Source organism: Gluconobacter sp. Dm-73 (assembly GCF_018256215.1).
Lineage (GTDB): Bacteria > Pseudomonadota > Alphaproteobacteria > Acetobacterales > Acetobacteraceae > Gluconobacter > Gluconobacter cadivus.
This window is the reverse complement of sequence record NZ_JAERLW010000020.1, coordinates 1-11,433: the sequence shown is the minus strand read 5'-3', so window position 1 is coordinate 11,433 and position 11,433 is coordinate 1. Positions and strand designations below refer to the sequence as shown.

The following is an 11,433-nucleotide window of genomic DNA, read 5'->3' as shown; positions in this document are numbered from 1 at the left end:
AAATAATCACGCTTTCAGTAATTTCGATTTTGATGCGCTCGTGCGGGAACTCATAGAGGCTGATGAGGGACAGGATGCCATCAAGAATACAGGCATCCGATATCTGCGATGGTGAAAGATTAAACGAGAAAAACAGGTTGGGATTGAATTTAAGTCGGTGACGGAAAGTATATTCCAAAAGAAAAATAAGGAGTCCATCAAGGAGTTTTTTATTTTCGAACCGCTCGATACTTTTCTTGGTATCGAGAAGTTTTCCACAATCAAAAAATCTACTCAAAACTTCATAACCAATAATTTGATCAGATTTCATTGATACAATTGGTTGGAAATAAGGCAACACGGAAATCGTCGTTTCACCAATTTTGAAATGCCGGTTCATTGTCTTTCCCTTTTCAGGGTTAATACGGTGTAAAACGTTCCGATATCGTTAACGTATTATGCGTATCAACGTTTACTGGTCTTCCTCTGTTTTATTTTCATAATGTATCGACACTTACCTCTCCTCATATAATCAAGACTGAGGGTGCGCCAAAAAGTCTCTTAAATTATCGAGAAAAGTTTTAACGCGTAGAGGGACGTTGCGTCGACTGGGCATCGTTGCAAATAGCCCGATTGTTTCCCCCTGGTACTCTGGAAAAAGACGGACCAACCTACCGCGTTGCAGGTCGTCGCTGACGTCCCACAAGACTTTGAATACGATGCCTTTGCCCTTGAGGGCCCAGTCATGCACCACTTCGCCGCTCGTCGTCGAGAGATGAGGAGTTACCTCTACAATCTGAGCTTCACCCGAACGAGATAGTCTCCACTGGTCGAGCATCCCCAGTTCATGCCCCCGCATCAGGCAAATACAACGGTGCTCAGTTAACTGGGCAAGGGTGGTCGGCATGCCAAACCTCTCGAGATAGGCTGGAGAAGCGCAGATGACCCGTTCACTATTCATGATCTTCGTCGCGACAGTTCCTGCTTCATTTGGCATTCCAATCCGAATGGCCAGGTCAAGGCGACTATTAACGACATCCAGTCCTTCGTCTGACAGGAGGAGATGCACACGCAGCTTTGGAAAACGATCGGCAAATTTACTGACAAAATCAGCCAACCGACGGCGCCCCAGTTCAAGTGGCGCCCCGATCCGCAGGACACCACGAAGCTCCTTCTGATTGGCAGAAATCTCTGCTTCAGCCGCCTCGATATCAATCATGATCTCTGCAGCACGCTCATAAAACGTCTGTCCCTCGTCCGTCAGGTCGAAGCGTCTTGATGTCCTTGTGACCAGACGTACGCCAAGCCGCTCCTCCAGCCGAGCCAGTCTTCGACTGGAAGCTCCTGCCGAAACGTTGAGGTGACGCGCGACTGCAGTCAGATTCCCCGCTTCAACGAGAAGTACGAAAAATCTCAGATCACCGGCGTCATCGTGCATTGAGAGTACCATCTTTGCATTTCAAACACAGATACAATGTCTTTTATGTGACTACCAGCGCGATAAACACACAGCCATTGTGAGTACATCAATGAATGGAGACAGACATGACGTCCGATCGCACTGTACCTTCACTCCCTCCCCTTCTGGATGCGGTTCACAACCGCGAAACTGCCTTCACAAACGATGAGCGGCACAAGAATGGTACGCTCGGCCTCTTGCCAGACGCCGTCGAAACCCTTGATCGGCAGATGGAGCGCGTCCTATGGCAGCTTGACAGCAAGAGTAACGATCTCGAGCGCTTTCTCCATCTGAACGAATTGTCACAGCGTAACGAGACCCTGTTCTTCAAGGTTGTGATGTCTGATCCGAAGCGCTTTCTTCCCATTGTTTACGATCCGACAATCGCTGATGCCTGCCTTCAGTACAGCCGTCTCTTCGAGAGACCACAGGGTATGTATCTTTCGCTACGTCACAAAGGTCGTGTGAAAGAGATACTCGCCAACTGGCCCGAAAAAGATGTGCGCTTCATTTGCGTCAGTTCCGGCGGCCGTATTCTGGGGCTCGGAGATATCGGAGCCAATGGCATGGGGATCCCGGTAGGCAAACTGCAGCTCTATACGGCCTGCGCCGCCATCCCGCCTCAGGGCCTGATGCCAATGTTACTGGATATCGGTACAACCAATCAGGAGTTGATTGACGATCCACTCTATCTCGGTTTGCGGCAGGCACCCCCATCGTCAGACGAACTCGACGCATTCGTTGATGAACTCGTGGCAGCCATTCAAGAGCTTTATCCTCGTTGCTGCTTACATTTTGAGGACTGGAAAGGAGACGATGCCATCCGCCTATTGGCGCGATATCGTGACAAAATCCTTTGCTATAATGACGATATTCAGGGGACTGCGGCCATTACGATCGCGGGCCTCGACACCGCCCTGTCGATCAAAGGCGAGGCGCTGAAAGAACAGCGTATCCTGTTCTACGGTGCAGGGTCTGCCGGGATCGGTATCGCGAATATGATCGTGAGTGCATTACAGGACGAAGGTCTTTCTGAAGCTGACGCCCGCACCCGCATTTCCATGATGGATATCAACGGTTTGATCGAACCTTCGCGGCAGGATCTTAATCCGTCTCAGAAGGTGTTCGCCCACTCCCATGCCGCGACGAAAGACCTTGCGGCGGCAGTCAGAGCCATTAAGCCCACTGTTCTGATCGGCGTCAGCACCAACGCGGGTGGCTTCACCGAGGAAGTCGTTCGCACCATGGCGAGCATCAACGACAAGCCCGTTATTTTCGCGCTCTCCAATCCCACCGACAAGGCGGAATGTACCGCGGAGCAAGCTTATCGCTGGACAGACGGCCGTGCCCTCTTCGCTGCTGGCGTCCAGTTCGACGATGTTACTTTGAATGGCAAAACGCTCACCCCCGGACAGGCCAATAATTTCTATATCTTCCCCGCCGTGGCACTGGCTGTCTGGGCAACACAGGCACGACGCATCACCGACGAGGTCTTCCTTGAAGCTGCGAAGGCAACCGCTGAACAGGTCACAACGGAACAACGTACCCATGGCCTGCTTTTTCCGCCGCAAAAAGATGTCCTACGTGTGGAGATCAACACGGCCATCAAAGTCGCGCGTCAAATCTTCAAATCGGGCCTGGCTCAGGTCCCTGAACCCGAAGACATCGTGGACTGGATTGAAGCTAAGCTCTACCGTCCGGAATACTCTACGTTAGAGGAGAACTGATCCGTGGCTCTTCCGCTTCATCTGCGAGACACCCGGATCGGCCTCAACGTTTCGGGAACGCGTGTCGAAACAGACTCAATGGGGCGGATCGACGTCCCAGCCGACCGCTACTGGGGTGCCCAGACGCAGCGCAGTCTTGAGCATTTTTCCATTGGCAACGACCGGATGCCAATGGAAGTCTATCATGCCTATGGGATCGTCAAGAAAGCTGCAGCGCAGGTCAATGCGGCAGGTGGTCGCCTGACTGCTCTCAAAGCAGGTGCAATTACTCAAGCTTGTGACGAGGTCATTGCTGGCGAACTGGATGCTCATTTCCCGCTCTTTGTCTGGCAGACTGGATCGGGGACACAGAGCAACATGAACATCAACGAAGTGGTGTCCAACCGGGCGATCCAGCTTTTAGGTGGAACACTCGGTAGCAAAAACCCTGTTCACCCAAACGACGACGTTAACATGGGCATGTCGAGCAACGACAGTTTCCCCACAGCGATGCATATTGCGACACTTACACTGCTTGATAAGCGCCTGCTTCCGGAGCTGGACGCTCTGGCCACCACCATCGAGGAAAAAGCAGGGTGCTGGGTGGACGTTGTCAAGATCGGACGCACTCACCTTGAAGACGCCGTACCGCTGACGGTTGGGCAAGAGTGGTCCGGCTATGCTCATCAGATCCGAGAGACCATCGCAAACCTGAAGCTGGGACGTGCAGGGTTATTCGAACTCGCGATTGGCGGTACCGCAGTTGGAACCGGCCTAAATGCACCTAAAGGTTTCAGCGTCGATATGGCCAATGCCATAGCCCAACTAACAGGCGAGCCATATGTTACAGCGCCGAATAAATTTTCCGCCCAAGGTACTCTAGATGCCATGGTTCGCATGAGCGCAGCTTTACGAGGCGTGGCCGTAGCACTCATGAAGATCGCCAACGACATGCGCTGGCTGGCTTCCGGGCCACGATGCGGGTTGGGTGAGTTGCGGCTACCAGAAAATGAGCCCGGATCGTCGATCATGCCGGGCAAGGTCAATCCTACTCAATGTGAGGCCCTCGTCATGATCGCGATTCAGGTCATTGGTGATGATACCGCGGTCGCTTTCGCCGGCAGTCAGGGCAATTTCGAACTCAACGCCATGCGACCGATCGTCATCAATAACGTCCTGCATGCAATCCGTATTTTGTCTGATGGTTGCCAGAAATTCCGTCAGTATTCTGTCGAAGGTACAGAACTTAATCTGAAACGTATTCGTGAAATGGTCTCACGGTCGATCATGCTGGTGACAGCACTAAGTCCTGATATCGGATACGATAAAGCCTCTGCCATTGCCCATGTGGCGATGGAGCAGGATATGACACTTAGGGACGCTGCTCTCAAAAGCGGCTATATTGATGAGCAGACATTCGATCGGCTCGCCGACCCTATGACAATGATCGGTCATGGGGTCGGGGGAGCCTGATGGCGATAGCACCCTAAAACTGCACAATTCCTCTTTTTCCTAGAGCCGAGTGCTTTTTAGTAAGAGCCGCTAATCAACATCGCGAGACTGTTGCTCGTAAAATATTTGGAACGAATCTCCGAGAGTTTCTATTTTTGCTCTAACGGGTGCATTGAAGTGTACACCCGTTACATATCGACCATTCTGGGAAAGCTCGGTGAGAATCTTACGACGTGTTTTTGCAGCCAAATCGGGAGTGTAATCGAAGGCAAATGTGGCGTCAGGACGTGCCACCTGAATATAAGGGAAATGCAGGATATCTCCCCAGACCAGGAGGGAGTCGCCTTCGCTTTCCAAAAGATAACCGGAATGACCTGGTGTATGTCCTGGTAAATGGACAGCTGTGATCCCGGGAAGCAGAACATCTCCGTCCTCGAAAGGTGTGAGCTGCTGCTGGTAAGCATCAAGGACGTTGCATGCCACGTCGAACAGACGCTGATAATCGGCAGATGCAACCTTGCGTGCCTCATCGTCTCGCCAGAAATTCAGTTCCGCCCTATGCAGGAAAACTTTTTTGACGTTACGGAAATGTTTTGTGGCGAGAGGACCGGCCAAACCTCCAACATGGTCGCTGTGCCCATGTGTGAGAAGGATCGTGTCGATCTGTAGGGGATCATAACCTGCAGCAACCATGGCAGGAACCAGACGTCCGCCCCACCCGTTGATATTTCCGGCACCCCCATCAATCAAAATGGTCTGTGTTCCGATTTCGACGATAAAAGCATTAATGAACATACGCGGCAAAGATGAGACATTCGCCGCGATCAAAAGTGATAATACCTCATCATTGTCGATGCCTTCAAGCATGTCGAATGATCCGTCCAGAGAGCCGTCACTCAGAACCGTTACGGCGAACTCGCCGACACGGTAACGGCTAATTTCAGGGGCCTGAAACATTCGTTTTGATGACATGAACTTGTCCCTTGGGTGCTCATTGAGTTGCGGACAGACGACAGAGTCCGCCCGCAACAATCCGACACCATGTCAGCAGTGCTTTACCTGATCAGACGACGCCGTTCAGTTTGCAAAGGACGGCATGACGAGCCGCTTTCACCGTCTCAGGTGTCGTGCGGTTGTCGATAGCCTGCTGCTTGGTTGCGGCATCGCCGCCAACGACCATATCTTCATCTTGCATGAGAGCGTCGACACCCTGCTGCGCTACGATATGCAAATCATTTTTCGGCCCGTGGTCGATCTTGCTGGTGGCCATGCCGGCATTCTTGTGAAAACGCGTGTTTGTTGCACCCGGGAGCAGAGCAGTGACACCCACGCCCGTATCGCGAAGCTCTTCACGCAGGGATTCTGCAAACATAAAACCGAATGCCTTGGAGGGACCATAGACCGTTTCGTAAGGCGTCGGTGTGGTTGCCGAGAGGGACGAGACAATCATGATCCGGCCGGCCTTGTTGGGCACCATGTGCTGCACTACACGCTTGGCCAGATGCACCGTCCCGGAGATGTTGATGGCAATGACCCGGAAATCATCTTCGAGCTTGTTATCAACAAAGGCACCGCCCAGGCCGATGCCAACATTGAGAACGGCAATATCGACGTTTCTGCCAATATCTTTCGTAAACTGCCAGAACCCTTCGACGCCGTCATAGGTCGCTGCATCCGCCTGAAAGGCATAGACTGTCACCCCGATCTTTTCGAGTTCTGTTTTGGCGTCGTGGATTTTATCGCTGGCCCCCGAGATGGCGAGATCATAACCCATGCCGCCAAGGATACATGCAATCTCGAAACCAATGCCCGAGGACGATCCGCTGATCATGGCAAGTTTGCTCATCTGTCTTCACTCTTCCCAAAGTTGGATAAAACGGAGTGACAAATCGCAAGGAATATCTACTGCCACTCCCCCCGGAGATAAGCGCTCAATTCTTAAAAATCCACATGATCGGCGAAGAGCTATAATCAACGGGGTGATCACTCCTGTTCACCTGGAATGCTGTAGACAGCCTTTTGTTCCTGTACCAGGCGAATAAGAGCCCGTAATGCTTCAGGTAGTTGCCGACGACTGGGATAATACAGAAAGAGCGGCGGTCCCATAGAAGCCCATTCGGGCAGGACCTTGACGAGCGACCCGTTTGCAATCTGCACTGCCGCCCGGCTTTCAAGGTTGTAACTGATCCCCCCATCGCGTTCGGCGATCTCGATAGACAGAACGGTTTCGTTGACGATCACTGACCAGTCCGTGTCCAAAAAGACTTTCTCCTCGCCGCGTTCCAGCTCCCAGTGATAGATTTTTCCGCTTCCCATCCGGATCCCTATACAGCGATGCTGGTGTAGGTCGGCCGGGCCTCGAAGGGGTGGAGCTGAAGCAAGATAGGCAGGCGATGCGACTGTCACCCATCTTAGATCGGGACAGAGCGGGACCGCGATCATGTCTTCCGGTATTGTGCCACCATAGCGAACACCTGCATCAAAGCCCTGTTCGATGATGTCTTCCACCACATCATCCACCGCGACTTCCAGACGCACCTCGGGATAAAGGGCGACATAGCGCGCTATAACGGGAGCCAGAATCAGACGGGCGGCATCCGTCGGTACGTTCAGACGTAACTGACCCGCAGGGCGGTCCCGATAACGATTGAGCGCTTCGAGCCCATTGGTGATTTCCGAGAGTCCTGATGTGACATGCGAGAGCAATTCCCGTCCGGCCGGCGTTAGCGTGACGCTGCGATTGGTCCGGTTAAAGAGACGGACACCCAGGCGCTTTTCCAGTCCGCGGATAGCGTGGCTCAAGGCCGATGGAGAAAGATCCAGTTCTGCTGCAGTTTTGCGAAATCCACCTGTTTTGGCGATGGCGCAGAACAGGTTGAGATCTCCCAGATCTCCACGTGAAAGATGCATGATGCGTTTCGCCCGCTCGTTCATTCATATTTGTTGAATATAATCATACACCATGTGCTTTTTGACTCAATTCCAGGCCTTATGAGGTTGCGCTAGGATCCGTTGATAAATCACCTTTCTTGGTGCCCCAGACAGAAGGAGCAACGTGCATGTCAGAAAGAATGCGGAAAATCGTCGCAAAGGATCGTGTCGCAGTCATCACCGGTGCAGCAAAAGGCATTGGTGCTGCTCTTGCCCGAGAATTTGCGACCCGCGGGATGCGCTTGGCACTTCTTGATCAGGACGGAGACGCGCTGGAGGCGCTGGCGCCCACGCTTCCCGTTGACGTACTGACTGTCGTGGGTGACGTGACCGATGATACGGTGCTTCTGCGCTTGCGTGACGAAACGTTAACCCGCTTTGGGGACGTTGGATTACTGGTGAATAATGTCGGTGTGCTGAGCAAAGCCGGTCCATGGGCTTCACCAGATGAATGGGATCGGACTCTAAACGTAAATTTTCGCGCCGTCCTCAGCGCACAACATCTATTCGTGCCACATATGATCGCCGCAAAACGTCCATCGGCCGTGGTGAATCTTGGCTCCAAGGAAGGGATTACTACGCCGCCTGGCCACGCCGCCTATTCTGTCGCAAAAGCGGCAGTGAAGGTGCTCACCGAGCAGTTGGCCCATGAACTTCTGGTCTCCACGGGAGGGACTGTGTCGGCCCACCTGCTGGTACCGGGTTATACATGGACCCCTATGAATTTCCACGGCAAGGATGGGCCTCATGACCGTAAACCGGAGGCCGCATGGACAGCGGAACAGGTCGTAGATTATTTTCTGCAGCGGATATTCAATGAGGATTTCCACATCCTGTGTCCGGACAACGAAGTTACATCCGAAATGGATACGCGCCGCATCCAGTGGTCGGCCGACGACATGATTCACAATCGCCCCGCACTCTCACGCTGGAACCCGGCTTGGGCGCAAAAATTTACGCAATGGATGAGGGAAGCGTGAGCTTTCGGTTAATCAGTTCCGGGCATCGCGAACTCTGGTCGCCGTCTGCTTCGCGCAATCCTTTTCCTGACGATCATCTCAACAATGAAGGCAGGATCTGGCAGTCGCATCATGCCCGAGTACACTACGATGCAGGTTTTGGATCAGCTCGACCTGAAAGATTTGACGGCCCTGTATGAGAGCCGATGGTACAAACCGCTCCAGAGCTAGCGCGTATCCCGAACCTGTCGAACCGTCTGCCCTGCCTGATCGTCATCTTCGTCGGCGATAAGAAGTTCATCCAGGGTGCTATGGGTTCTTTTTATCGCCGAACTGCTGACGGCTTCGCGGCGGCTGAGAATACGACTGATTTGATAAGGGGCTGGAAGACGGACCAGACGCTCACGGACACCACCGGATAGCTCAGTTCGCTTCATGCCCCAAACCTTTATCAGAGAACTTGAAAAACAATCTTATTAAAGGTTGTGCTGAAAACCTTTCAATAAAATTTTCTGTTGGAGATCTCTTAAAGGTTTGTGCCCATTCTTCTGCATATTTTCAGAACACAAGAAAAGCGACAGCGATATTGATGATCGCTCCACAAAATACGATCACAAGAAGCCGCTCGGTCGTCGCGGCCGACAAGCAAGATGACGCTGGGTGAGACTGGAGATATTTCAGTCGCGCATACCCCGCGAGAATCAGGCTGATCCCAACAGCTCCGGACACCATGGCCACACGGTAGGATAAGGCTGCAACTGTTGGCGTAGAAATTCGCTCTCTCCTAAAAGGTGTGTCCACAATGGACACACCACTGACTCACATTCCCAGAGCACGGCGATAAATGTCCAGAAGAGTCTCCTGCTCTTCGACTTGGGCGGGCTCCATTTTCCGAAGCTTCAGGATCTGTTTGATGATCTTGACGTCGAAGCCGGCCGATTTGGCCTCGCTGAAGATGTCTTTGATGTCGCCAGCCAGTGCCTTTCGCTCTTCTTCCAGCCGCTCGACACGCTCGATGATGGACCTGAGACGATTCGCCGCAATTCCTCCAGTCTGAGCTGCTGTCTCAGCAGGTGCTACGTCCTGTTCCTCATGTGCCAACATACAATTCTCCTTTCACTCGCCCATTCTGCAGATCCCATCTGCGACTGACGCCTCAATGATAGGTGCGGTCGGCTGAAAGATCAGACGCCAGGCCATAGAGGGTCCGGTCCAGAGCCAACGTACCGTCGAGGTGGCGCTCGATCATGGCCCGCAGCAGCCCACCGGCCGACCTGACCTTGCCCTTTCGCGCCTTGGCGGAAATGACGCACACCGCGACGGCTGCCTCATATCGGCCCATCACGCCGCACGCCTGACGCCAGGCATGAGATGAAATCCCCAGAGAGCCCGTGAGCATTTCAACTGCCCCAATCAGCTCGGCCTCATGTGGGCGACTGCTGGTGCAGAGATCGCGCAGATCCGGGACGAGCTGAAGGAGGAAGTTCGGCCCGGCCTTGAAGCCCCGAAGCGGCGAGGCCTTGGAATGGGAGGTGCTGTCAGACCCAACTACTCCTTCTTCTATGCCAACGCCGGCGTAGCCGGCTCCGCTTACAGTAACTTTAGTTATCGTATTTGGGTTTGTATCAGTATTGTGTGGTCCATCAGTGCGCCCCATGGGGTCCATTTCCACAGGGTCAGCACCTGCGATCAGGGCTTCCAGACGCTCGACCAGCCCCTCCATCTGCTCTACCAGCGGAGAGAGAATGTCCAGGTCGTGGTCATTGCCACGCATTCCCAGGAGCTGATGCCCGTTCTGCTGGATGCTCATGACCTCTGCCTTGTCGCTGACCGTCTCAAGCGCCGTGACGGAAAGGGCCGTGATGCGGCGCCTCAGGATCATGGCACGCTTGTGCAGGCGCTTTCCTTCGCGCTCCCGCTCTCTGAAGGCCTCAACGCGTTGGAGCATTTCGTCGTAGCGCCGAGAGAGCGGCGACAGATCGAACCCGTATCCCTCAAGGATGGCCCCATTGCGGCCGTCACGTCTCAACCAGCGCTGTTGATTCGGACTATCGCGCATGATGATCCAGCCTAACTCGCTGAGGCCGCGTAACCAGCGTTTGACCGTGGATCTCTCGATGCCGAACCGCTCGCAGATGTCACGATTGCGCACGGCGCAGATTGTGAGGTTGTCGTCCTCCCAGTCCACCGGCTTCGTGCGGCTGATCAGAAAGCCAAGCAGATCGGACTGGCGCGGCTGAAGGCCAAGCGCACGAGGCTCCGTGTGCAACGCACTGAGGATCTGCGCCTTGCTGGCACCACTTCGGGGCAGGGCCTCGCACTGCATCTCCGCGAGGATCATGGCGGCGGTGATGCGCCTCACGCCCGCCTGGTGGGGGTCATGCGAAAGAGAATAGGTCATGGAAAACTTCTCAGGATTTCGGGATTTCCGAAGCCCTGCTCTCCAACCCTTCAAACAAGCCCCTCCCGTTTGCAAGAAACTCTTGCATTCGAAGCTGAAATGTAGGACTGAAAAATCAGCAGATGAAATTTCAATCCAGTTCAATCGGTTTGGCGACCGATGGGACTACGTTCTAGGGCCTCGTGAAAGCGGGGCCTTAAACGTATCTGGGCTCTGGCTAACTCACTCAAATAATTCCTTCTTCAAGCCCAAATAGGCGGCTGACTTGTATGCGTCTCCTGCAACGAGAAAGAAAGATCCTCATCACATTCTCCTCGCCGTTCAGAGAACATCACAGCGATCTGCGACTTTCATCTCTACCCTGCTCCCGCGGGGTCCTATGAGGAGCCCATGAGAACAAAAGAGGCCTTTCATAACTTTTTTTCACAATTCGTTAATGAAGACTTTTTTCTTCTCACATCTCCGTGTTAGAGCCTGTTTGGAAAATCGGTCTGATGTGATTCAAGCTCTGGATGTGGACGCCAGAGCAGAGGGGCCGGATGGCCA

General features: G+C 53.4%; 11 protein-coding genes. 3 read left to right on the top strand and 8 right to left on the bottom strand.

Translation table 11 applies throughout. From position 1 onward, the window contains the following. Nucleotides 1-379: EAL domain-containing protein (locus tag JK176_RS14715; protein WP_211588378.1), on the bottom strand; the 379-nt coding region annotated here is incomplete at its 3' end. 132 nt (nt 380-511) lie between these two features. Next, nucleotides 512-1,417: a LysR family transcriptional regulator gene (locus tag JK176_RS14710; protein ID WP_077804225.1), complete on the bottom strand. Its 906-nt coding sequence runs from the start codon at nt 1,415-1,417 to the stop codon at nt 512-514. A 107-nt stretch (nt 1,418-1,524) separates the two neighbouring features. Here JK176_RS14710 and JK176_RS14705 point away from each other — a divergent pair, with 107 nt between their 5' ends. Both JK176_RS14705 and fumC read left to right on the top strand, forming a co-directional pair. Beyond that, nucleotides 1,525-3,165 (top strand): NAD-dependent malic enzyme, encoded by a 1,641-nt coding sequence (locus JK176_RS14705; protein WP_077804224.1) that lies wholly within the window; start codon nt 1,525-1,527, stop codon nt 3,163-3,165. A gap of 3 nt (nt 3,166-3,168) precedes the next feature. Further along, nucleotides 3,169-4,617, top strand: coding sequence for a class II fumarate hydratase (fumC, locus tag JK176_RS14700; RefSeq protein ID WP_211588377.1), 1,449 nt, complete (start codon nt 3,169-3,171; stop codon nt 4,615-4,617). A 69-nt stretch (nt 4,618-4,686) separates the two neighbouring features. Here fumC and JK176_RS14695 read toward each other — a convergent pair whose 3' ends face one another. From JK176_RS14695 to JK176_RS14685, 3 genes are all read right to left on the bottom strand, one after another. Then, nucleotides 4,687-5,568 (bottom strand): MBL fold metallo-hydrolase, encoded by an 882-nt coding sequence (locus JK176_RS14695; protein WP_167369419.1) that lies wholly within the window; start codon nt 5,566-5,568, stop codon nt 4,687-4,689. Between the two features lie 91 nt (nt 5,569-5,659). Then, nucleotides 5,660-6,442 (bottom strand): SDR family oxidoreductase, encoded by a 783-nt coding sequence (locus JK176_RS14690; protein ID WP_194268044.1) that lies wholly within the window; start codon nt 6,440-6,442, stop codon nt 5,660-5,662. A 137-nt stretch (nt 6,443-6,579) separates the two neighbouring features. Continuing rightward, complete coding sequence (locus JK176_RS14685) at nt 6,580-7,506, bottom strand: LysR family transcriptional regulator (protein ID WP_211588376.1); 927 nt, start codon at nt 7,504-7,506, stop codon at nt 6,580-6,582. Nucleotides 7,507-7,655: 149 nt separating this feature from the next. Between JK176_RS14685 and JK176_RS14680 the strand changes: the two genes are divergently transcribed. Further along, the gene (locus JK176_RS14680) at nt 7,656-8,507 is read left to right on the top strand and encodes an SDR family oxidoreductase (protein WP_211588375.1); all 852 of its coding nucleotides are present in this window, start codon (nt 7,656-7,658) and stop codon (nt 8,505-8,507) included. Nucleotides 8,508-8,713: 206 nt separating this feature from the next. Here the strand turns inward: JK176_RS14680 and JK176_RS14675 are convergent, their stop codons facing one another. The 3 genes from JK176_RS14675 to repC form a co-directional block, all read right to left on the bottom strand. Next, nucleotides 8,714-8,923 carry a Fic/DOC family N-terminal domain-containing protein gene (locus tag JK176_RS14675; RefSeq protein WP_211588374.1) on the bottom strand — a complete coding sequence of 70 codons (210 nt, stop codon included), beginning with the start codon at nt 8,921-8,923 and terminating at the stop codon, nt 8,714-8,716. Between the two features lie 382 nt (nt 8,924-9,305). Beyond that, on the bottom strand, nt 9,306-9,590 hold the full coding sequence (locus tag JK176_RS14670) for a DUF2312 domain-containing protein (protein WP_211588373.1): 285 nt from the start codon (nt 9,588-9,590) through the stop codon (nt 9,306-9,308). A gap of 52 nt (nt 9,591-9,642) precedes the next feature. Then, on the bottom strand, nt 9,643-10,887 hold the full coding sequence (gene repC / locus JK176_RS14665; RefSeq protein ID WP_211588372.1) for a plasmid replication protein RepC: 1,245 nt from the start codon (nt 10,885-10,887) through the stop codon (nt 9,643-9,645). Between the last annotated feature and the right edge of the window lie 546 nt (nt 10,888-11,433).

Excerpts from the sequence above, each read along its gene's own strand:
- JK176_RS14710 (WP_077804225.1), bottom strand. The coding sequence starts at position 1,417 with ATGCACGATGACGCCGGTGATCTGAGATTTTTCGTACTTCTCGTTGAA.
- JK176_RS14705 (WP_077804224.1), top strand. The coding sequence starts at position 1,525 with ATGACGTCCGATCGCACTGTACCTTCACTCCCTCCCCTTCTGGATGCG.
- JK176_RS14695 (WP_167369419.1), bottom strand. The coding sequence starts at position 5,568 with ATGTCATCAAAACGAATGTTTCAGGCCCCTGAAATTAGCCGTTACCGT.
- JK176_RS14690 (WP_194268044.1), bottom strand. The coding sequence starts at position 6,442 with ATGAGCAAACTTGCCATGATCAGCGGATCGTCCTCGGGCATTGGTTTC.
- JK176_RS14685 (WP_211588376.1), bottom strand. The coding sequence starts at position 7,506 with ATGCATCTTTCACGTGGAGATCTGGGAGATCTCAACCTGTTCTGCGCC.
- JK176_RS14680 (WP_211588375.1), top strand. The coding sequence starts at position 7,656 with ATGTCAGAAAGAATGCGGAAAATCGTCGCAAAGGATCGTGTCGCAGTC.
- JK176_RS14675 (WP_211588374.1), bottom strand. The coding sequence starts at position 8,923 with ATGAAGCGAACTGAGCTATCCGGTGGTGTCCGTGAGCGTCTGGTCCGT.
- JK176_RS14670 (WP_211588373.1), bottom strand. The coding sequence starts at position 9,590 with ATGTTGGCACATGAGGAACAGGACGTAGCACCTGCTGAGACAGCAGCT.
- repC (WP_211588372.1), bottom strand. The coding sequence starts at position 10,887 with ATGACCTATTCTCTTTCGCATGACCCCCACCAGGCGGGCGTGAGGCGC.